Annotated in this window: 18 protein-coding genes; 11 read left to right on the top strand and 7 right to left on the bottom strand. The window is 47.9% G+C overall.

Annotation, left to right across the window (positions count from 1 at the left end; all coding sequences use genetic code 11):
- Positions 1–11 precede the first annotated feature (11 nt).
- Positions 12–707 carry a sensor histidine kinase gene (locus tag H5715_RS04705; protein ID WP_075187973.1) on the top strand — a complete coding sequence of 232 codons (696 nt, stop codon included), beginning with the start codon at positions 12–14 and terminating at the stop codon, positions 705–707.
- A 75-nt stretch (positions 708–782) separates the two neighbouring features.
- Here the strand turns inward: H5715_RS04705 and H5715_RS04710 are convergent, their stop codons facing one another.
- Both H5715_RS04710 and H5715_RS04715 read right to left on the bottom strand, forming a co-directional pair.
- Positions 783–1,247, bottom strand: coding sequence for an NUDIX hydrolase (locus H5715_RS04710; RefSeq protein WP_075187972.1), 465 nt, complete (start codon positions 1,245–1,247; stop codon positions 783–785).
- The gene (locus H5715_RS04715) at positions 1,244–1,879 is read right to left on the bottom strand and encodes a pseudouridine synthase (RefSeq protein WP_075187971.1); all 636 of its coding nucleotides are present in this window, start codon (positions 1,877–1,879) and stop codon (positions 1,244–1,246) included. The genes H5715_RS04710 and H5715_RS04715 overlap by 4 nt, the downstream gene beginning before the upstream one ends.
- Before the next feature lie 187 nt (positions 1,880–2,066).
- Between H5715_RS04715 and H5715_RS04720 the strand changes: the two genes are divergently transcribed.
- On the top strand, positions 2,067–4,295 hold the full coding sequence (locus H5715_RS04720; RefSeq protein WP_075187970.1) for an NADP-dependent isocitrate dehydrogenase: 2,229 nt from the start codon (positions 2,067–2,069) through the stop codon (positions 4,293–4,295).
- A gap of 66 nt (positions 4,296–4,361) precedes the next feature.
- On the opposite strand, the gene cspD is transcribed toward H5715_RS04720, so the two are convergent.
- On the bottom strand, positions 4,362–4,631 hold the full coding sequence (gene cspD / locus H5715_RS04725) for a cold shock domain-containing protein CspD (RefSeq protein ID WP_075187969.1): 270 nt from the start codon (positions 4,629–4,631) through the stop codon (positions 4,362–4,364).
- 210 nt (positions 4,632–4,841) lie between these two features.
- On the opposite strand from cspD, the gene clpS reads away from it, so the two are divergent.
- Positions 4,842–5,219 carry an ATP-dependent Clp protease adapter ClpS gene (gene clpS, locus H5715_RS04730; protein ID WP_075187968.1) on the top strand — a complete coding sequence of 126 codons (378 nt, stop codon included), beginning with the start codon at positions 4,842–4,844 and terminating at the stop codon, positions 5,217–5,219.
- A gap of 84 nt (positions 5,220–5,303) precedes the next feature.
- A complete protein-coding gene (gene clpA, locus H5715_RS04735) occupies positions 5,304–7,601 on the top strand; it encodes an ATP-dependent Clp protease ATP-binding subunit ClpA (RefSeq protein WP_075187967.1) in 2,298 nt (765 codons plus the stop codon).
- Between the two features lie 65 nt (positions 7,602–7,666).
- Here clpA and infA read toward each other — a convergent pair whose 3' ends face one another.
- The 4 genes from infA to trxB all read right to left on the bottom strand — a co-directional run bounded on the left by infA (position 7,667) and on the right by trxB (position 10,633).
- On the bottom strand, positions 7,667–7,885 hold the full coding sequence (gene infA, locus H5715_RS04740) for a translation initiation factor IF-1 (protein ID WP_011468168.1): 219 nt from the start codon (positions 7,883–7,885) through the stop codon (positions 7,667–7,669).
- A 232-nt stretch (positions 7,886–8,117) separates the two neighbouring features.
- Positions 8,118–8,867, bottom strand: coding sequence for an arginyltransferase (locus H5715_RS04745; protein ID WP_075187966.1), 750 nt, complete (start codon positions 8,865–8,867; stop codon positions 8,118–8,120).
- Complete coding sequence (gene aat / locus H5715_RS04750; protein WP_075187965.1) at positions 8,845–9,642, bottom strand: leucyl/phenylalanyl-tRNA--protein transferase; 798 nt, start codon at positions 9,640–9,642, stop codon at positions 8,845–8,847. The genes H5715_RS04745 and aat overlap by 23 nt, the downstream gene beginning before the upstream one ends.
- A 43-nt stretch (positions 9,643–9,685) precedes the next feature.
- Positions 9,686–10,633: a thioredoxin-disulfide reductase gene (gene trxB, locus H5715_RS04755; protein ID WP_075187964.1), complete on the bottom strand. Its 948-nt coding sequence runs from the start codon at positions 10,631–10,633 to the stop codon at positions 9,686–9,688.
- A 198-nt stretch (positions 10,634–10,831) separates the two neighbouring features.
- Here trxB and H5715_RS04760 point away from each other — a divergent pair, with 198 nt between their 5' ends.
- The 7 genes from H5715_RS04760 to gorA all read left to right on the top strand — a co-directional run bounded on the left by H5715_RS04760 (position 10,832) and on the right by gorA (position 20,404).
- Positions 10,832–13,180 (top strand): DNA translocase FtsK, encoded by a 2,349-nt coding sequence (locus H5715_RS04760; RefSeq protein ID WP_075187963.1) that lies wholly within the window; start codon positions 10,832–10,834, stop codon positions 13,178–13,180.
- Positions 13,181–13,192: 12 nt separating this feature from the next.
- The gene (gene lolA, locus H5715_RS04765; protein WP_075187962.1) at positions 13,193–13,813 is read left to right on the top strand and encodes an outer membrane lipoprotein periplasmic chaperone LolA; all 621 of its coding nucleotides are present in this window, start codon (positions 13,193–13,195) and stop codon (positions 13,811–13,813) included.
- Positions 13,814–13,856: 43 nt separating this feature from the next.
- Positions 13,857–15,188, top strand: coding sequence for a replication-associated recombination protein A (locus H5715_RS04770; RefSeq protein WP_075187961.1), 1,332 nt, complete (start codon positions 13,857–13,859; stop codon positions 15,186–15,188).
- 236 nt (positions 15,189–15,424) lie between these two features.
- The gene (gene crcB / locus H5715_RS04775) at positions 15,425–15,796 is read left to right on the top strand and encodes a fluoride efflux transporter CrcB (RefSeq protein WP_075187960.1); all 372 of its coding nucleotides are present in this window, start codon (positions 15,425–15,427) and stop codon (positions 15,794–15,796) included.
- Positions 15,797–15,807: 11 nt separating this feature from the next.
- Entirely contained in the window at positions 15,808–17,088 is a 1,281-nt protein-coding gene (serS, locus tag H5715_RS04780; protein ID WP_075187959.1) for a serine--tRNA ligase, read from the top strand.
- Between the two features lie 69 nt (positions 17,089–17,157).
- Entirely contained in the window at positions 17,158–18,552 is a 1,395-nt protein-coding gene (cysG, locus tag H5715_RS04785; protein WP_075187958.1) for a siroheme synthase CysG, read from the top strand.
- A 466-nt stretch (positions 18,553–19,018) separates the two neighbouring features.
- Positions 19,019–20,404, top strand: coding sequence for a glutathione-disulfide reductase (gene gorA / locus H5715_RS04790; RefSeq protein ID WP_075187957.1), 1,386 nt, complete (start codon positions 19,019–19,021; stop codon positions 20,402–20,404).
- Positions 20,405–21,002: the final 598 nt, after the last annotated feature.

Below are 21,002 nucleotides of genomic sequence, written 5' to 3' on the forward strand. Positions count from 1 at the left end.
TGGAGTCAACAATGATAGACGGTAACGAGAGTGGTATTGATTTTTCACTGGTATTAGCTTCCAGCGTGCACGATATGAAAAATTCTGTGGGTATGCTACTGGCCTCTCTGGAGTCGGTGATAGAGGATACCCCGCCTACAAGTGAGGTGCAGGCGCGCCGTTTTTCTACGCTACATTACGAGGCGTCTCGAATTAACAGTGAATTGATCCAGCTGCTTACCATTTATCGTATGCAAAATGACGTTCTTCCGGTGCATATCGATGAACATTATATTATCGATATTTTTGACGATCAGATTGCACGTAATCATATGTTAACGGAAACCAAAGGCGTTACGATCACCTTGGATTGTGATAGCGACCTCCACTGGTATTTCGACCACGATTTAATCGGTAGCGTTATTCACAATATTATCGTGAACTGTGTTCGCTACACTCATTCATCTATCCTGATTCAGGCCAGAATTGAAAACGATTTGCTCTGTATAACTATCGCAGACGACGGCTCGGGCTACCCTGCGAACATGCTTAACAGAACGGCAGGGCAGATTGATGAGGCTGATGTGAGAAATGGTGGGACACATCTCGGCCTGTATTTCGCCGAAAAAATAGCAGGATTCCACAAGCAGAATAACCGTATAGGTTATATTGATATGTCCAACGGTGATCCGCTGGGCGGGGGCGTTTTTAAGTTGTTTCTGCCTTGATCGTAGCTTGAAAACTTTCTCTAAAATTTCAATGCAGGGATAAATGTGTTTATAGATTCAACCTTTGGCTAACGGTTAAATGGAGGGTGTAAAACCCTGAATATGAGTAATCAATTCCAGGGGATAAGACTCACCTTTTAAAAACCGGTCAATATCATTTATGACCATTGGGCTTCGCAGGCGGTATTGATTTTTCTTTACCTCCATCGGACTCAGCCAAACGGCTCTTTCTATATCGCTATCCAACGGATGTAAGGTATCCAGTTCAATGGGCTCGGCGATAAAGCTTGTTCTTAAATAGGTAATGCCATTAGCCGGAGAGGTAAATAGCGAATTACCCAGCAAAGCTTTAAGCTCAACTCGCCATTGTGTTTCCTCCAATGTTTCCCGGATAGCCGCTTCGAATAAGGTTTCGTCTTGTTCTAAATGGCCTGCTGGTTGGTTCAGTAACAACTGCCCCTGTTTTTTTTCTTCGACAAGTAGAAACAAGCCTTCTTTTTCAACAAGGGTGGCGACCGTTACGTGGGGATACCAGCTCATAATGAACCTTTTGTTTTGCGCCTATGGGAAGAGGTTTTTGTGATGCCATGTTTTTTTTGGTTCGGGGGCGATGGCAGGTGAACCGCCTCTTTGCGGTACTGGCCTGGCAATAGAGCACCGAGCTGCCAATGACCGATAGCCGCGCGCACTAACCTGAGCGTTGGCAAGCCGACGGCAGCGGTCATGCGTCGTACCTGTCGGTTTCGGCCTTCAGTAATCGTTATGGACAACCAATGGGTTGGGATATTGGCTCGCTCGCGAATGGGGGGATGACGAGCCCAGAGCGAGGGCGGGGCGATTGAGTGCACAGTAGCGGGTTTACTTGGGCCATCCTTTAGCACTACACCTTTCTCCAGTTGTTGAATCGCTACATGGCTGCATTCCCCCTCGACCTGAACCCAGTAGGTTTTCGGTAATTTTTGCGATGGGTCGGTAATGCGGTGTTGAAGCGCCCCGTTATTGGTCAGCAATAGCAGGCCTTCCGAATCGTAATCGAGCCTTCCTGCGGGGTAAAAATCACTACCGGGAGAGTTTTGTCGCTTGAAGATATCGGTCAAGGTTGTGCGACCTTGGTCGTCGCTAAACTGGCTTAAACAATTAAAGGGCTTGTTAAGTAGAATGATGTCGGGCATCTAAATGCTTCTTCTTGGTGCTTAAATTGGGTCGATGCCCCATATGGGCAACTTACCTGAATAATGAAACGCTGGTATAATTTCCGACCATTTTACGGGGTATCCCCAACGATTTCCTTCTTTATTGGGATTGCTGATGCCGTAGCGCCAGCGGTTCCTCTGTTTTCTTTTACTAAGGGTATAGAGAATGTCGATAGAAAAACCTACCATCATTTACACTGAAACGGATGAAGCTCCAGCATTAGCAACCTATTCTTTGTTGCCTATTATTCAAGCCTTTGCCGGGGCGTCAGATATTACAGTGGAAACGAAGGACATCTCTCTCTCCGGGCGAATTATCGCCAATTTTCCAGAGTACCTGACTGAAGATCAGCGCCAGGAAGACGCTCTGACTCTGTTAGGTGAACTGGCAAAAACTCCCGAAGCGAACATTATTAAACTGCCCAATATTAGCGCGTCTGTCCCTCAGTTGCAGGCTGTGATTAAAGAGCTACAGGAGAAAGGCTACAAGCTGCCTAATTACCCGGAAGATCCAGCGAGTGATGAGGAAAAAGACGTAAAGATCCGTTATGACAAGATTAAAGGCAGTGCTGTGAACCCGGTTCTGCGTGAAGGGAATTCTGATCGCCGGGCGCCTGCATCTGTTAAACAATATGCTCGAAAAAATCCCCATTCCATGGGCGCTTGGGCCAGCGACAGCCAGTCTCACGTTGCCTCCATGAGTGATGGCGATTTCTACGGCAGCGAGCAATCTGTTACGGTTTCGGAAGCTACTCGCGTAACGATTCAATTGCTTGGCGTCGACGGTAGTAAAACAGAATTGAAGTCGGGTCTGGCGATACTTGCAGGCGAAGTGATCGATTCATCTGTGATGAGTAAAAATGCCCTTTGTGAATTCTTGGCGGCGGAAATTGCCAGCGCAAAAGAGCAGGGTGTCCTTTTCTCGCTGCATATGAAAGCCACTATGATGAAGGTTTCTGACCCCATTATTTTTGGTCATGCCGTAAAAGTATTTTACAAAGAGGTTTTTGAGAAGCATGCGGCGCTGTTTGTAGAGCTCGGCGTAGATGCCAATAATGGTCTTGGTGATGTGTACACTAAAATTCAGTCACTGCCAGCAGACAAGAGAACCGAGGTAGAAGCGGATTTGGCTGCTGTTTACGCCGATCGTCCAGCTTTGGCTATGGTGAATTCTGATAAAGGGATTACCAACCTGCATGTACCCAGCGATATTATTATCGATGCTTCTATGCCCGCGATGATTCGTGCATCCGGTCAGATGTGGGGTCCGGATGGAGCGCAGAAAGACACCAAAGCAGTTGTTCCCGATCGCTGCTACGCCGGTATTTACCAGGCTACTATCGATTTTTGTAAAGAAAACGGAGCTTTCGACCCAACCACTATGGGCAGCGTGCCCAATGTTGGGCTAATGGCTCAAAAAGCTGAAGAGTATGGCTCCCATGACAAAACGTTTGAATTGTCTATTGGCGGTAAAGTGCAGGTAGTGGACGCTGCGGGAGCCGTGTTGATGGAACACGACGTGGAAGAGGGTGATATTTTCCGTATGTGCCAGGTGAAAGACGCTCCAATTCAGGATTGGGTAAAGCTTGCTGTCACCCGCGCCCGCGCAACCAATACGCCCGCTGTGTTTTGGTTGGACGAAAACCGCGCTCATGATGCGCAACTTATTGCCAAGGTTAATCAATATTTGCCAAATCATGATATCAATGGCCTGGAAATTCTTATTCAAGCCCCTCTGGAGGCAACACAGTTTTCATTGCAACGTATTAAAGATGGGCTAGACACCATTTCCGTTACCGGCAACGTGTTGCGCGATTATCTAACCGATTTATTTCCTATTCTCGAGTTGGGCACCAGCGCTAAAATGCTGTCTGTTGTTCCTTTGATGAACGGTGGTGGCCTGTTCGAAACCGGAGCAGGGGGCTCGGCGCCCAAGCATGTTCAGCAGTTTGAGCAGGAGAATCATCTGCGTTGGGATTCTCTGGGGGAATTTCTCGCCCTGGCTGCGTCGTTCGAGCATTTCAGTACTGTGAATGGGAACGCCAAAGCACAGGTACTGGCGGATACGCTGGATCAGGCCACCGCACGCTTCCTGGACAACAATAAATCGCCATCTCGAAAAACTGGAGAACTCGATAATCGTGGCAGCCATTACTACTTGGCCTCCTATTGGGCAGAAGCTCTGGCGTCTCAGGATGTAAATGCTGAGCTGAAAGCACGCTTTAGTCGTGTTGCCAAAGCCATGGTCGAGAATGAAACAAGCATTATTACTGAATTGAACAGTGTGCAGGGTGCTGCGGTCGATCTCGGTGGGTACTACAAGCCGAATGCAGAATTTGCAGACACAGTAATGCGTCCGAGCTCAACATTAAACGGTATTATCGATGCCATTTAAGGTTTTCGGATAAAGCAAAAAAGGCCTTCATCTCTGTGGATAAAGGCCTTTTTTATCTTAAATCATTTAAGATTCAGCTACTAAAGCTTCTTCAGGCACGGCAGTTGCAGTAGTTACTGTAGGCGCGGCGTCTTTAACGACCTTAATTTGTTTGGCGTGCAGCCCTTTGTCGCCTTGTTCAATTTCAAAGGAAACAGGCTGACCCGCCTTAAGTGTTCGATAACCCTCCATATCGATGGAGGAATAGTGCGCAAACAGATCTTCGCCGCCAGTATCGGGCAGGATAAACCCAAAACCTTTAGCATTGTTAAACCACTTCACGGTTCCGGTAGGCATAGCTCGGTCCCTATTACTTAACGTTGCTTTGATCCCACTGTTATGTCAGTGGGTATTTATTGTTATACAGCAACCGTCTCCTTGACGGATTGAATACTTTGTAACCAACAATGGTGTAATTGTCAAGTTTTTGCTCAATCGTGACTGTCTACGACCATTTGGTTAAGTTAAAATCAAGATCTATAACGTTTTGTGTGGTTGGTGTAATCCATGGGTAATCTTGAAAATCTTCGACTAACATTAAGTAAAGATGACGATTCCGAGTCAGTCATCGACGGTGGGGGGCTTGCGGTTGAAGAAGAAAAACCGCGTTTAAAAAAACCTTCGCTGTATAAAGTGGTGTTGTTGAATGACGACTACACGCCAATGGAATTTGTTGTCGAGGTGCTGGAATTCTTTTTTGGTATGAATCGTGAGAAGGCAACACATGTAATGCTCTCGGTACATACGAAAGGAAAGGGTGTTTGTGGCATCTTTTCCCGGGATGTTGCAGAAACAAAAGCCGCGCAGGTCAATCAATATGCGCGACAAAATGAACATCCTTTGCTTTGTGAGATCGAAGCTTGTGATGACGGTGATTCCGATTAAAACAGGAATCCTATTTATTTCTACCAAGGGGCATAGGTCGTTGTTGTGCGCTGCGGTGGAAAGGCCCAATCAGGTGCAAATAACATGCTGAGTAAAGAGTTAGAATCGACTTTAAATACGGCTTTCAAAGGTGCCAGATCCAAGCGTCATGAGTTTATGACTGTGGAGCATCTCTTACTTGCATTGCTGGATAACGAGTCTGCTGCTAGTGTTTTGCGGGCATGCGGTGCAGACCTTAGTGGATTGCGTCGCGATTTATCTGAGTTTGTCGACTCAACGACACCTTTAATTGCCCAGGATGATGAAGAACGCGAGACACAACCAACACTCGGTTTTCAGCGTGTGCTGCAACGTGCCGTTTTTCATGTCCAATCGTCCGGCAAGAATGAAGTTACCGGCGCTAATGTACTGGTTGCGATTTTTAGCGAGCAGGAAAGTCAGGCGGTGTACTACTTAAAGCAACAGAGCGTTGCTCGTATTGATGTGGTGAATTTCATCACTCACGGCATTTCTAAGGTTTCTGGCTCTGGTAGTCAAGGAGATGCGAGCCACGAGCAGCCCGATGAAGAATCGGCAGGTGCTGGTGAAGGTAGTAGCCAAAACCCATTGGAATCTTTTGCTACAAACTTAAACGAACAGGCTTTGGCGGGCCGTATTGATCCACTTGTCGGTCGCGATTTTGAGGTGGAGCGCGTAGTACAGATTCTTGCTCGTCGCAGAAAGAACAATCCTCTGCTGGTAGGTGAAAGTGGTGTTGGTAAAACGGCTATTGCGGAGGGATTGGCAAAGAAAATTATCGATAACGAAGTGCCCGACGTGCTGGCAGGTAGCACTGTCTACTCTCTGGATTTAGGTTCATTGCTGGCGGGAACCAAGTATCGCGGTGATTTCGAAAAACGCTTCAAGGGCCTGCTCTCCGAGCTGAAGAAGCGTGAGCATGCGATTCTCTTTATTGATGAAATTCACACCATTATTGGTGCCGGTGCCGCGTCGGGTGGTGTTATGGATGCGTCTAACCTGCTAAAACCCATGTTGACCAGCGGTGATTTGCGCTGTATTGGGTCAACTACGTATCAGGAGTATCGCGGTATATTCGATAAGGATCGCGCCCTTTCGCGTCGTTTCCAAAAGATCGATGTCAACGAGCCCTCAGTTGAAGATACCTATAAAATACTTCGCGGCCTAAAGTCTCGCTTTGAGAAGCACCACAAACTGAAGTACACCGATACCGCCCTTAAGTCAGCTTCCGAGCTGGCGAGTAAATATATCAGTGATCGCTATATGCCCGATAAGGCGATTGATGTTATTGATGAGGCCGGTGCTTATCAGCAGCTTTTACCCGAATCAAAGCGCAAGAAAGTCATTGGTGTTCGCGATATCGAAAATATCATTGCCAAGATTGCGCGAGTTCCGGCAAAAACGGTTTCGTCTAACGACAAACAGCTACTTGCCAAACTGGAGGATTCATTGCGGATGACGGTCTTTGGCCAGGACGAGGCTATTAGCTCGATTGCTTCTGCCATTAAGTTGTCCCGTGCAGGCTTAACCAATCATGAAAAACCTATTGGCTCATTCCTGTTTGCTGGCCCAACGGGAGTTGGTAAAACTGAGCTGTGTAAGCAGCTGGCATCAGCGATGGGTGTGGAGTTGATTCGTTTTGATATGTCCGAATATATGGAGCGCCACACGGTATCTCGCCTTATCGGTGCCCCTCCCGGGTATGTTGGTTTTGATCAGGGTGGGTTGCTTACCGATGCTGTGACCAAGCAGCCGCACAGTGTTGTGCTGTTGGATGAGATCGAAAAAGCTCACCCAGATGTATTCAACTTACTGCTACAGGTTATGGATCACGGCGCGCTAACCGACAACAATGGTCGCACTGCCGATTTCCGCAATGTGGTGTTGATTATGACCACTAACGCCGGTGCAGAAACTATGAACCGTGCCTCAATCGGTTTTACCAAGCAGGACCACACCACCGATGGAATGGAAGCGGTTAAGAGAACGTTTACTCCCGAGTTTCGCAATAGATTGGATGGTATTGTCCAGTTTGGCGGTTTGTCTCTAGATGTCGTGAAAACCGTAGTGGACAAATTCCTAATGGAGCTGCAGTCACAGTTGGACGATAAGCGTATTACGCTTGAAATCACCACTGAAGCGAGAGAGTGGTTGGCCGTTAAGGGGTATGACGAAAAAATGGGTGCGCGTCCAATGGCCCGCATTATCCAGGAGAAAATTAAGAAACCTCTGGCTGAGTTGGTACTCTTTGGTGTCCTGGCGGATAAAGGAGGCATTGTGAATATTGATGTGAAAGATGATCAAATTCGCATTGTGCCTGAAGTCGAGAAAGCGAAGGAGGGTTCGCCCGAACCCTGCGCTTAAGTGTTTTCTTAAGCCAAAAAAAGGCCTGCAATTGCAGGCCTTTTTTTATTTGTAAGGTAAAGTAATTAGCGGGCGCGGTAAGTGATGCGGCCTTTACTTAAATCGTAAGGTGTCATTTCAACCTTTACTTTGTCGCCAGTCAGAATGCGAATATAATTTTTACGCATTTTTCCAGAAATATGGGCAGTAACGACATGGCCGTTTTCCAGTTTTACACGGAAGGTCGTATTTGGCAGAGTATCGATAACTTCGCCTTCCAGTTCAAAATTGTCTTCTTTTGCCATTCGGCACAAACCTCAATCATTTCGGGTTGAATTTCGAGAGGCGGCATTTTGCCCTAAATGGTCGTAGAATCCAAGCTAATTGGCCAAAAGAGCAGAATTTATTGCCAAAAATCTGTCCAAGCGATTTATTGGAAAACAAGCTCTAAAGCTAGATAAGAATGTGCGGCAATTGAAATAACAGATGTTAGAGGCTGATTGCTCCATTACATGGGGCCTGCACCCAATTGTTATGTTATAACAATTGGGTTTTTGCGCCATTTTCGGGAGGGTAGTCGGTGACGGTTACCCAGGCCTGGTTAATTAAAACCTGGTAGGGCTGGTACTGGGTTTTGTAATTCATTTTTTGACACTTACGTATCCAGTAGCCTAGATAGGCAAACGGCAGCTGTAGTTCGCGCGCCAATTGGATTTGATAGAGAATCCCAAAGGTGCCGAGACTTCGGTTGGTTAAGGCGGGATCAAAAAATGTATAAGCTGCAGACAGGCCGTGATCAAGCCGATCAGTAACGGCAACGGCAACTAGTTTCGCGTCCTGGTCTCGCATTTCAATGAAACGGGTAACACCCCACTCGGCGGTTAGAAAGTCACTGTATTGCTCGTAACTGGCGGGATACATGTCGCCATCGGCATGACGCTCATTAATATAGGTTTCGTAAAGGGAGTAGTGCTCTTCTGTACTTATGGATTCGACGGTTGTGATAGCGAGGTCAGTATTGGCTTTTATACAGCGTCTCTGTGATCGGTTGGGTTTAAAATCATCAACAATAAGCCGGATAGGTACGCACGCCTGACACTCGTCACAATGGGGGCGGTAGATGTTTGATCCGCTGCGCCGGAAGCCATAGCGGGAAAGTTCACTGTAGATATCGGCATCGATTTCGGCAATGGGGTCGATAAAAACCGTTGTTGCATCTTTATCCGGTAAGTAGCTGCAGCTGTGTGGCCGGGTTGCGTAGAGTTTAAGTTTGGTCAGATCCGTCATAACCCTTCTCCGGCATCTGCCAGGCTTGTTTCCAATTGAGTATAGGAATAGTGAGATTGTCTGATTCAACAGTCCTTACGGCCAAGGGTATCTCAGCGGCGGACTGTGGGTTGGCACCGACTGCTTTAGACAGTGCGTGTTCAAAGTTGTGGCGCGATATTTCGATTGCACCAAATGAGGCGAGGTACTCGCTTTGGATCTGGCAATCGATCAACTCAAACTGCCATTGATTTAATTGTTGCGCCAACGTGGAAAACGCTATTTTCGAAGCACCGCTAACCACGCTGTACATGGATTCACCGAAGTAGGCGCGTCCCAGTGCAACACCATAGAGTCCGCCCACCAGCTCATCGTCCTGCCAGGCTTCGACGGAATGAGCGATACCCAGAGCGTGCAGCTCTGAGTAGGCTTCGATCATTTCTTCAGTAATCCACGAGCCGTCCTGATCTTTACGAGTAACAGATCCGCACTGGCGCATAACCGTTTCAAACTCTTGGTCAATAGTAATTCGAAAGGGGTGTTTTCGAAGAAACTTTCGTAGAGACCTTCCGAAGTAGAGGTTCTTAGGTCGCAGTACCATGCGTGGATCGGGCGCCCACCAAAGCAGGGGCTGCCCTTCGCTGTACCAGGGGAATATACCGCGGGAATAGGCGCTTACCAGCCGTTGTGGGGTGAGGTCGCCACCGGCGGCCAGCAGGCCGTCGGGGTCTTTCAGGGCGCTAGATGTCGGTGGGAACCAGATTTCCTGCGTATCAAGCCAGTGTAATTGGCTCATATCCAGCTCCCGGGCAACGTAACGCTTGCATGATGAGGGTCAATTACAGATTGTCCAGATACTTTTCGGCATCCAGTGCGGCCATACAGCCAGCACCGGCGGAGGTAACTGCTTGACGATAAACGTGGTCGGCAACGTCACCTGCCGCGAAAACGCCTGGTATATTGGTCGAAGTGGCTTCGCCCTCGAGGCCGCTTTTGATTTTGATGTAGCCGTTGTGCATATCCAGTTGCTCGGCAAAAATATCGGTATTGGGTTTGTGGCCGATAGCGATAAATACACCGCTCACATCGATATCCTGTGTGCTGTTATCAACAGTCGATTTTAAACGCAGGCCGTTCACGCCCGCATCGTCACCCAAAACTTCGTCCAGAGTGCTGTTCCACATGATCGTGACGTTGCCGTTTTTAGCTTTTTCAAGAATGCGATCTTGCAGAATTTTTTCGGAACGCAGGGCATCACGGCGATGAACCAACACGACCTCTTTGGCGATATTGGCCAGGTAGAGTGCCTCTTCAACGGCGGTATTGCCACCGCCGATAACGGCGACTTTCTGGTCACGGTAGAAGAAACCATCACAGGTGGCACAGGCGCTTACGCCCTTACCCTGGAAAGCCTCTTCGGAAGGAAGGCCAAGGTATTGGGCGGAGGCGCCCGTCGCAATGATCAACGCATCACAGGTATAGGTTTCACTGCCTATCAGCTTTTTGGGGGTGCTGTTCAGATCACATTCATGGATATGGTCGAAAATAATATCCGTGTCGAAACGTTCCGCGTGTTGTTGCATATTCACCATTAAATCTGGGCCCTGCAGGTCGGATGGGCCGCCTGGCCAGTTTTCAACTTCGGTGGTGGTGGTCAATTGGCCACCTTGCTGCATGCCGGTGATGACGACCGGCTTAAGATTCGCGCGCGCTGCATAAATGGCCGCGGTATAACCCGCTGGGCCGGAGCCGAGAATAATCAATGGAAAATGCTTCGCGTCGCTCATAATTCGTTCTTCCTGTTGTTGAATGCTAATAATGGAGAAATTTTGAAAGGCTGGATAGTAGAATATCAAGGGAATCCCAGCTATTCCGTCGCCTTTATATTGATCATAGCTAAAACTAATACAATTCGTTGGTGTCGATATAACGATATAAATAAAGAAGGTACAATAGCGTAAATTATAACGTAATCGAGTTCCATTTTGAGTAAAGCAGAAGTGAATACAGGCGGTATAGTTGTTGAAAAAACAACCGCTGTCGCGCGAATACTACGGGAAGGGGTGTTGATCGGCTTGATGCTCGCTTGTGCGTTTATTGCGCTGGCGCTATTGACCTATTCCAACAGCGACCCGGGCTGGTCCAAAACCGGCAATGGGGGTGCTATCGAAAATGCTGGCGGCACTGCGGGAGCTTGGCTGGCCGATGTGTTTTTTTCACTGTTCGGTAATATTGCATATCTATTTCCTGGTTTACTGGCTTATCAAGTGATTGTGCAATTGCGTGAGCGTAATGGCTTTCAATTTGATTGGGTAATACTGCTGTTGCGTTTGGTGGGCTTTGTTCTGGTTATGGTTGCGGCTACCGGTATTGCCGTTATGCAGTACGGAATGGATAGCGCGCTTCTGCCATTCTCGGCCGGAGGGTACCTTGGCCTAAGTACTGCCATGTCGGTAAACAATACCTTCGGCTATATGGGTGGCAGTATGTTGCTGCTGGCTTTGATGTTGTTTGGCCTAACCATTTTTATCGACATCTCCTGGTTTGCCGTTATGGATGCATTGGGTAACGGCGTATTAAAAATGATCGCCTGGGTGAAAAGTCGTTTTGTGCAATGGCGGCAGGGAGCTGAAGAGCGCAAAAATGCCAGGCTTGCGGTTAAAGAACGCCGCGAAGCTGCAAAAATTCATATCGAAAAAGAGAGAATACGTACACCGCCGAAAATCACTCCGCCGAAACAAGCCAAACCTCAGGTTAGTGTTCGGGCGCAAAAAGAAAAGCAACAAACCTTGCAGTTTGATGATTCTCCACCAGTAGGGGAGTTACCTCCGGTTAGCCTGTTGGATCCGGCCGATAAAAAAAGTGATAAGGGCTATTCCGAAGAATCGCTGGAAGCAATGTCGCGTTTGCTAGAGTTTAAATTAAAAGATTTTAATGTGATTGCTGAGGTTGTTGCTGTACTGCCTGGGCCCGTGGTGACTCGCTTCGAAATTCAACCTGCGCCGGGCGTTAAAGTGAGCAAAATCACTAACCTTGCAAAAGATCTTGCGCGTTCGCTAGCCGTAAGCAGTGTGCGTGTAGTCGAAGTTATTCAGGGGAAGTCTGTTGTCGGTATAGAAATCCCTAACGAATATCGTGAAATGGTTCGGCTGAGTGAAGTTATTAGCTCGACTACTTTTGAAAATTCCAAATCTGCTTTAACTCTCGCGCTGGGACACGATATTTCAGGCGAAGCCATCATTGCTGATCTGGCAAAAATGCCTCACCTGCTGGTGGCGGGAACCACCGGTTCGGGTAAATCTGTTGGCGTTAACTCCATGCTGGTGAGCATGTTATATAAATCGACTCCGGACGAAGTGCGGTTGATTTTGGTCGACCCTAAAATGCTGGAGCTTTCGGTTTACGATGGTATTCCGCACCTATTAACGCCGGTTATTACCGATATGAAAGATGCTGCCACAGGCCTGCGTTGGTGTGTGGGTGAAATGGAGCGTCGTTATAAATTAATGGCGGCCATGGGTGTGCGTAATATTACCGGCTACAACAAAAAAGTACGCGATGCAGAAAAGGCTGGTGAGCCCATTCCCGATCCGCTGTGGGCACCGGAAGACGATGGTGTTATTGAGTTGGAAAATGCCACCGCCCCTAATTTAACCACCATGCCGTTTATCGTGGTTGTGATTGATGAATTTGCCGATATGATGATGATCGTCGGCAAAAAAGTGGAGCAGCTTATTGCCCGTATTGCACAGAAGGCCCGTGCTGCGGGTATTCATATGATACTGGCAACTCAGCGCCCCTCTGTGGATGTTATTACGGGTTTGATTAAAGCCAACGTGCCCACACGTATGGCCTTTCAGGTTTCGTCTAAAGTGGATTCTCGTACTATCCTTGACCAGGGCGGTGCCGAGCAATTGCTCGGTCATGGCGATATGCTTTTCCTTCCTCCTGGCACATCGGTAACCGTGCGAGTTCACGGCGCCTTTATTGACGATCACGAAGTACACAACGTGGTTGCCGATTGGAAAAAACGTGGAGGGCCGGACTACCTGGAAGATATTCTAAGTGAGCAGGTTGCGAGTATACCGATTCCTGGTTTTGCTACCGAGGGTGAAGATGGCGATAAAGCAGAATCCGATCCCTTATACGATGAAGCCGTCGCCTTTATTACAGAATCCCGCAAGGCCAGTATTTCCTCGGTGCAAAGAAAATTGCGCATAGGCTACAACCGCGCCGCGCGCTTAATAGAAGAGATGGAACTCGCGGGTGTTGTCAGTGAAATGGGTACCAATGGTATGCGCGAAGTGCTAGCACCGCCGCCGCCAAAACACTAAAAAGACTTTATTATGACTATGATCAAAACCGTTTTTTATTTTTTATTTTTTATTTCTTTGCCTGCACTGGCTCAACCCGAGCAGGAACTGAGTGAAAAGTTAAAGGCGATTAAAACCTTTAGTGCCGAATTTACCCAGCAGTTAACCGATCCTTCCGGTGACGAAATCCAGACCACCCAGGGTAACGTTATGGTTAAAAGCCCGGGTTTATTTCACTGGCAAGTCAACCCGCCCTATGAACAACTGGTTGTTGCGAATCAGCAATTTCTGTGGGTGTACGATGCCGATCTAGAGCAGGTAACCGTTTCCGATAGAAAAACCCTGGACAATAGCCCTGCTCAAATTCTGAGTGGTGATTTTTCAAGCTTAGGGGAACAGTACGAGGTGACGGTTGAGACAGCCGATGCGGTTACTCGATACACAATGAAAGCACTGGATAAAGCGGTCTCTACGTTTACGCAGTTAGAGTTTACGTTCGATAAAAAGAACACTTTGCAATCGATGATTCTGGTCGACAAACTCAGCCAGATTACCGCTGTAACGTTTAAGAAACAGAACATCAATAGCGAGATATCTAACAGCCTATTCGATTTTATTGCCCCAGAGGGCGTAGATATTATTGCCAATCACTAACCAGTGTTTGAGCACCGCGCAGCCCAGCCCAACATCGCCAATAATGACTAACGATCTTTTTACTACATCGCAACCTGCAATGGATCAGCACCAGCCGCTGGCGGCTCGCATGCGTCCGCGAAAATTGATGGAATACTTGGGCCAGGAGCATGTTCTTGGCAAGGGCAAACCGCTAAGGCTTGCACTCGAACAGGGCCAGGTACACTCGATGATTCTTTGGGGGCCACCGGGAATTGGCAAAACATCATTGGCGAAATTGCTGGCGAACGAGATCAAGGCTCATTTTCTCTCCATTTCTGCTGTTCTGGCGGGAGTGAAAGATATTCGTGCAGCCGTTACCGAGGCTCAGCAGCAGCGCCAAGCTTATCAGCGCCAGACAATATTGTTCGTAGATGAAGTCCACCGTTTCAATAAGTCCCAGCAGGACGCATTTCTTCCTTACGTGGAAGACGGTACGTTGATCTTTGTCGGAGCAACAACAGAAAATCCATCCTTTGAAGTGAACAATGCACTGCTATCCCGTTGTCGCGTCTATGTGCTAAAGAGCTTCACTGAAGTACAGCTGTCGCAATTACTACATCGCGCATTGACGATCGAAAACGGCTTGGGTGCCAAGGGCCTTACCCTGGCTGAAGGTGTGGAAGCCTTGCTGGTGGCTGCCGCCGACGGCGACGCCCGGCGCATCCTCAATTTGCTGGAGATATCCAGTGATTTAACCGAAGACGGCGAAGCTATTTCTCTTGATGTGGTCTCGCAGGTTCTTACCGGTGATGTACGACGCTTCGATAAGGGGGGCGATCTGTTTTATGAGCAGATTTCAGCACTGCATAAATCTGTTCGCGGTTCCGACCCAGATGCAGCCCTTTACTGGTTTATGCGGATGCTCGACGGCGGCTGTGACCCGCTGTATATTGCCCGCCGGGTGGTAAGAATGGCGAGTGAGGATATCGGCAACGCCGATCCCAGGGGGTTGCAGATCGCCCTTAATGCCTGGGATGTTCAGGAGCGCCTAGGTAGTCCCGAAGGGGAGTTGGCTATTGCTCAGGCCGTTGTTTATTTGGCCTCCGCAGCGAAAAGCAACGCCGTGTATAATGCTTTTAAATCCGTGCGCGCCGATGTGCAAAAACTGCCCAGCTACGATGTGCCCATGCACCTGCGAAACGCACCGACAAGTTTGATGAAGGATATGGATTACGGCGGTGGTTATCGTTACGCTCACGACGAGCCCGAGGCCTTTGCAGCAGGGGAAAAATATTTCCCGGACGAAATGGATACACAGCATTATTATCAACCTGTAGAGCGCGGTTTGGAAATCAAAATTGCAGAGAAATTACAACGGCTTCGAAGGTTAAACGAAGCTGGTAATAAAGAGTAAATGAACTCCGAGTTTTTCATTTGAGAGATAGTTACGAGAGTGAAACGCGGATTTATCGCAGCGCTGCGCAGGGCTAAGCCCAGAATGGTTGGCTTTTGGGGCGAGACGTTCGTAATCGTATAAATGCACCCGTGTTGCTCTGTCAGTTTATCTCTGAATTGACGGTTTCGAGAGTTTTTGTGTTAAACCATACTTCAATCCATGCGGATTATTTATAAAAACTAAGAGTAAATTATATGCTTTGGTTAGCAGTTGCATTAGGCGGTGCCTTGGGGGCGATAGGGCGCTATGGGGTATCGGTTGCCTTGGCACCACAGCATATTAAATTCCCCGTTGCCACGTTAACGGTGAATATCCTCGGCTCCTTAATGATGGGCATTTTTTATGTGTTGATTGTCGAAAAAGCCATGCTGTCACAGGAGTGGCGGCACGTTATTATGATCGGCTTTCTCGGTGCTTTTACCACATTCTCAACCTTTTCCATTGAAACTTTGCACTTGTTCCAAGCAGGGCACTGGCAAACCGCTGTAATCTACCTGGGCTTGAGCTTAATGCTCTGTGTTCTAGCTGTTTATTTAGGTATTACGATCACTGACTCATTACTGTAATTGGGAAAATCATGTTAGATCCAAAATTAATTCGCACACAATTAACCGATGTTGCCGAAGGCCTGAAAAAGCGTGGCTTTACGCTGGATGTCGACAAAATTCAAGCACTGGAAGAAGCACGCAAAGTCGTGCAGGTGGAATGCGAAAGTTTACAGCAGGAGCGCAATGCAAAATCTAAGGGAATTGGTAAAGCTAAAGCTGCTGGAGACGATATTGCTCCACTGTTAAAAGAAGTGGAAAACCTTAAGGGTGCGTTAACAGAGTCTGAGAAAAAATTGGGTGCAGTACAGTCAGAGCTGGACGATATTATTTCCAGTATTCCCAACCTGCTGGCCGATGACGTGCCGGAAGGAAAAAGTGAAGACGATAACGTAGAAGTAAGTCAGTGGGGCGAGCCACGCACTTTCGATTTTGAAATCAAAGACCATGTCGATGTTGGTGCTGCTGCGGGCGGCTTGGATTTTGAAACTGGCGGTAAAATTACCGGCTCTCGTTTCGCCGTGATGACCGGCTCTATCGCCCGCATGCATCGCGCTCTAATTCAGCTAATGCTTAACACCCATACCGGCGCCCACGGCTACGAAGAAATTTACGTTCCCTACATCGTTAATAAAGAGTCTCTCTACGGTACCGGACAACTGCCAAAATTCGAGGAAGATCTGTTTAAATTGCGGGATGACCGCGATTACTACCTGATCCCAACCGCAGAAGTTCCCGTTACCAATGTTATGCGCGGTGAAATTATCGACGAGAAAAAACTGCCGCTGAAATATGCTTGCCACACGCCGTGCTTCCGCTCTGAGGCGGGTAGCTATGGTCGCGATACGCGCGGTATGATTCGTCAGCACCAATTTGAAAAAGTTGAGCTGGTTCAGTTTGTAAAACCGGAAAACTCAACCCAGGCGCTGGAAGAGCTGACCGGCCACGCTGAAAATATTCTGCAGCTACTGGGGTTACCGTATCGAAAAGTCATACTCTGTGGTGGCGATGTAGGTTTCTCCTCCACTAAGACCTACGATCTGGAAGTCTGGTTGCCCTCGCAAAATACCTATCGGGAAATCTCCTCCTGCAGTTGTTTCGGCGAATTTCAGGCTCGCCGTATGAAGGCCCGCTTCCGCAATAGCGAAACCGGTAAACCGGAACTGCTGCACACCTTAAATGGTTCCGGTTTGGCCGTTGGTCGAACGCTGGTGGCGATTTTAGAAAACTACCAGCAGGCAGACGGTTCCATTGAGATCCCTGAAGCTTTGCGTGCTTATATGAATGGCGAAACAACTATTTCTGCTGCTTAAACCACTTCCCGGGCGTTTTCATTGGCGCCCGTGTTTACCCTATCGCAATCGCCCTAGACGAAGGACTCCATGGACTACCTGCCGCTATTTTTCGATGTAAAAAACAAACCCTGTCTTATTGTTGGCGGTGGCAGTATTGCGACTCGTAAGGCCAGGTTGTTGGCGAAGGCCGAAGCGGTGATTATCGTTGTTGCGCCGAAAATCGAGGATGAATTGCAGCGGTTGGTTCAGCAAAGCGGCGGCGCCTGCTTTTTTGAAGGCTACCAACAGCGTTTTATCGAGAGCAAAGTACTGGTTATCTCCGCCACTGATAACCGCCAGTTAAACGAACAGGTATCGAAAGATTGTCAGCAGCGCAATCTGCCCGTAAATGTTGTGGATAGTCCGGATCTATGCAGTGTTATCACTCCCGCGATTGTCGATCGCAGCCCGCTTATTATTGGCATCTCCAGTGGTGGCGAAGCTCCGGTGCTGGCTCGGCGTATCCGCTCCCATCTGGACGCCACACTTCCGGCGGCCTATGGCCAGCTCGCGCAGCTCGCCAGTCGCTTTCGAAATAAAGTCAAACAGGCATTTAGCGATGGTGAGCAGCGTCGACGTTTCTGGGAAAGTGTTATTAACGGTGATATTGCCGAGCAGGTGTTTTCCGGTAATACCGGAAAAGCAGAGCAGCTATTGGAAGAGCGCATCTCCCATTCCCAGTGCGACACCAGCGGTGAAGTCTACTTGGTTGGCGCCGGCCCCGGCGATCCTGATCTATTGACGTTTAAGGCGTTAAGACTGATGCAGCAGGCCGAAGTCGTGCTCTACGATCGCCTAGTATCCGAACCCATCCTGGAGATGGTGAGGCGCGATGCCGAGCGAATCTACGTCGGTAAAAAACGCAGTGAACACAGCATGGCCCAGCAGGATATCAATCAGCTATTGCTCACACTGGCGCAGCAGGGCAAACGTGTATTGCGCTTGAAAGGTGGCGATCCCTTTATCTTTGGCCGGGGGGGGGAAGAGATAGACTTGCTGGCGGAAAACAATATCCGGTTTCAAGTTGTTCCCGGCATTACCGCTGCCTCCGGTTGCGCAGCCTATGCGGGCATTCCTCTTACCCACAGAGACCATTCTCAGTCGGTACGTTTTATTACTGGCCATTTGAAAGATGGAGACGTTAATTTTAACTGGCAGGAATTTGTCGATAGCCGCCAAACCCTTGTGTTCTATATGGGGCTGAAAGGTTTGGAGCAAATATGCACAAAATTGATCCAATACGGTAAGTCTGCAGATACGCCGGCTGCCCTGGTTGAAAGAGGAACCCTGCCGCAGCAGGTTGTACACAGCGGGACTTTAGCATCGCTACCCGCACTGATTGCTACCCGTGAAGTCCACGCGCCCACACTGCTCATTATTGGTGATGTGGTTAAATTGCAAGCAAAGCTGTCCTGGTATAAAAGCGACCAGTCATCGTCGTAACAGGGTAAAGCCCCCGAAAGATTAAAGCAGTGAGCCGTTAAACTAAAACGAACTAAAGAACAGGCAAACTTCGCCGATAAAATGCTTACAGGGCACTTTTCTTAACAGAAAGAGCCGCATGTTATTGGTTAAAGTTTGCATATGGTCGATTCAATAAAACCTACACACAGGCCCATTCCCGCCGGTTCAGCTACAAGACAGCAGAATGCACCCTCTGTTGCGCCTCATAGGGACGAGAAACAACCCAAATCCCCTTATCAACGACGGTTGAAGGATAAAGAGCGCCGTAGAGGGGCGGATCGTCGCAACAAAGAAAAGAAGGTTTCAAGAGCAATTTACGAGCTGCGATCCGGCAGAGATCGCCGTAAAAATGATAGAGGTCATCCATCTATTGAGATTGATGTTTGAAATAACCCCTCTACCGCTTATATGCTAGCACCTGCAAAAAACATGGCAGGTAAACAGCATGACCAATTCAGACACCTTTGATTACGACTTATTTGTTATCGGCGCAGGCTCCGGTGGCGTGCGCGCAAGCCGTATTGCCTCGCAGTTGGGCGCCAGAGTCGCCATAGCGGAAGATCTCTATCTGGGAGGAACCTGCGTAAACGTAGGTTGTGTACCCAAAAAACTCTTCGTATATGCCTCCCATTTCCGTGAAGACTACGAAGCAGCTAAAGGTTTTGGCTGGAGCCACGGCGATATTTCGTTCGACTGGAATACCCTGCGCGATAGCAAAACACAGGAAATCCAGCGTTTGAATGGAGTATACGATTCCATTCTCTCCAATGCCGGGGTGGAAATCATTCATGGCCGGGCAACCATCGCAGGTAAAAATGCCGTAACAGTGGGTGATAAAACCTATAGCGCTAAAAACATTCTTATCGCAACCGGTAGCTGGCCAAGAAAGCCTAGCTATAGCGGTGCCGAATACACCATCGACTCCAATGCCTTCTTTTACCTAGAGCAACTTCCTAAGCGCGTTATCGTCGAGGGCGGTGGCTATATCGCTGTTGAGTTCGCCGGTATTCTCAACAGCTTGGGATGTGAGACCGAACTCGTCTATCGAGGATCACTGTTTTTACGCAATTTTGACAACGAAGTTAGATCCTTCGTGGCCGAGCAAATACAGAAAAAAGGTATAAAACTTTCTTTTAATAGCCAGATTCAAAAAATAACAAAAAATGAGGATGGTTCACTAAATGTTGATGTCGAGTGCCAGAAAGCTGATGGTGCTCATAGTCAAACGCAGCAAGTTGATGCTGTTGTTACCGCCATTGGACGAAAGCCCAAAAGCGAAAACCTGGGGCTAGAAAGTGTGGGTGTTGAACAAAAAGTCGATGGTTGTATTGCCGTTAACGACAATTTTGAAACCTCTGTGCCGGGCATCTATGCGTTAGGTGATGTTATCGGGCGAATGCAGCTCACCCCGGTGGCGCTGGCCGAGGGCATGGCGTTAGCGCGCTACATTTTTAACGACCAGCCCATTAATATCAATTATGACAACATTCCTACCGCCGTATTTTGCCAGCCCAATATCGGAACCGTCGGTTATACCGAAGAGCACGCAAAAGAACTGGGGTATCAGCTGGAAATCTACAAAAGTACGTTCAAGCCCATGAAGCACACCTTAAGTGGTATTGATGAACGTACTTTTATGAAATTAATCGTTGATAAAGAAAGTAGAAAAGTCCTCGGTGTGCATATGGTCGGTCCAGATGCAGGAGAAATTCTCCAAGGTATTGCCATTGCCATAAAAGCCGGTGCGACAAAAGAAGATTTTGATAGCACTATCGGTATTCATCCAACGGCTGCAGAAGAGTTTGTTACTATGCGAGAGCCGGTATCGTGAACAGGTAAAAAATCACGAATAAACGCCACGTTGCCAGGCTCGCCTGGCACAGCTATCTCAGAAAAGTTTTTGTAGGGACCATTAATTTCTCCCAAAATTTAACGCCGTTATACATTGCCCGCATTGCGGGAGTGAGGCTTTGGGTTTCGTCATAAGTGACTAACCTACACTTTCCGGGTAGATCAATTTTGGATTGAAAATTACCTGCTTATTTTAAATTTTCACTGATATGCGACATGAGTCCTTCCGGTCAACAGTAGCGCCAAAAATAATATCATTATTTTTACTAGTAGAAGAAGATAAAGTCAGCGAGACAATAGTTAAAAATATATTTTTCATTACGATAACTCCCACATCCATATTGTAGTTGCATCCCAGTAATCCGACATAACAAGACCGGTTATACAACATAGACTTTTCACATCGGTTTTGTCATAAATTACTACGGTATAGCTATTAGCAACCAAAACTTTTCGTCGTTTAGTTCGCTCGGTGCCATTTAAATATGATTGCTAGCACTTAGATTACCCGTCGCCGCGTATTTCCTAAAACGTGATTCGTTAGCATATAGATATGGATCTAAATTAATCGCTGCTAA

Source organism: Teredinibacter haidensis, from assembly GCF_014211975.1.
Classification (GTDB): Bacteria; Pseudomonadota; Gammaproteobacteria; order Pseudomonadales; family Cellvibrionaceae; genus Teredinibacter; species Teredinibacter haidensis.

What these genes read in the sequence shown, in the direction of transcription:
- infA (WP_011468168.1), bottom strand. Translation starts at nt 7,885, where the DNA reads ATGGCAAAAGAAGACAATTTTGAACTGGAAGGCGAAGTTATCGATACT.
- H5715_RS04720 (WP_075187970.1), top strand. Translation starts at nt 2,067, where the DNA reads ATGTCGATAGAAAAACCTACCATCATTTACACTGAAACGGATGAAGCT.
- H5715_RS04745 (WP_075187966.1), bottom strand. Translation starts at nt 8,867, where the DNA reads ATGACGGATCTGACCAAACTTAAACTCTACGCAACCCGGCCACACAGC.
- crcB (WP_075187960.1), top strand. Translation starts at nt 15,425, where the DNA reads ATGCTTTGGTTAGCAGTTGCATTAGGCGGTGCCTTGGGGGCGATAGGG.
- H5715_RS04710 (WP_075187972.1), bottom strand. Translation starts at nt 1,247, where the DNA reads ATGAGCTGGTATCCCCACGTAACGGTCGCCACCCTTGTTGAAAAAGAA.
- clpA (WP_075187967.1), top strand. Translation starts at nt 5,304, where the DNA reads ATGCTGAGTAAAGAGTTAGAATCGACTTTAAATACGGCTTTCAAAGGT.
- aat (WP_075187965.1), bottom strand. Translation starts at nt 9,642, where the DNA reads ATGAGCCAATTACACTGGCTTGATACGCAGGAAATCTGGTTCCCACCG.
- clpS (WP_075187968.1), top strand. Translation starts at nt 4,842, where the DNA reads ATGGGTAATCTTGAAAATCTTCGACTAACATTAAGTAAAGATGACGAT.
- cspD (WP_075187969.1), bottom strand. Translation starts at nt 4,631, where the DNA reads ATGCCTACCGGAACCGTGAAGTGGTTTAACAATGCTAAAGGTTTTGGG.
- gorA (WP_075187957.1), top strand. Translation starts at nt 19,019, where the DNA reads ATGACCAATTCAGACACCTTTGATTACGACTTATTTGTTATCGGCGCA.
- trxB (WP_075187964.1), bottom strand. Translation starts at nt 10,633, where the DNA reads ATGAGCGACGCGAAGCATTTTCCATTGATTATTCTCGGCTCCGGCCCA.
- lolA (WP_075187962.1), top strand. Translation starts at nt 13,193, where the DNA reads ATGACTATGATCAAAACCGTTTTTTATTTTTTATTTTTTATTTCTTTG.
- serS (WP_075187959.1), top strand. Translation starts at nt 15,808, where the DNA reads ATGTTAGATCCAAAATTAATTCGCACACAATTAACCGATGTTGCCGAA.
- H5715_RS04770 (WP_075187961.1), top strand. Translation starts at nt 13,857, where the DNA reads ATGACTAACGATCTTTTTACTACATCGCAACCTGCAATGGATCAGCAC.
- cysG (WP_075187958.1), top strand. Translation starts at nt 17,158, where the DNA reads ATGGACTACCTGCCGCTATTTTTCGATGTAAAAAACAAACCCTGTCTT.
- H5715_RS04705 (WP_075187973.1), top strand. Translation starts at nt 12, where the DNA reads ATGATAGACGGTAACGAGAGTGGTATTGATTTTTCACTGGTATTAGCT.
- H5715_RS04715 (WP_075187971.1), bottom strand. Translation starts at nt 1,879, where the DNA reads ATGCCCGACATCATTCTACTTAACAAGCCCTTTAATTGTTTAAGCCAG.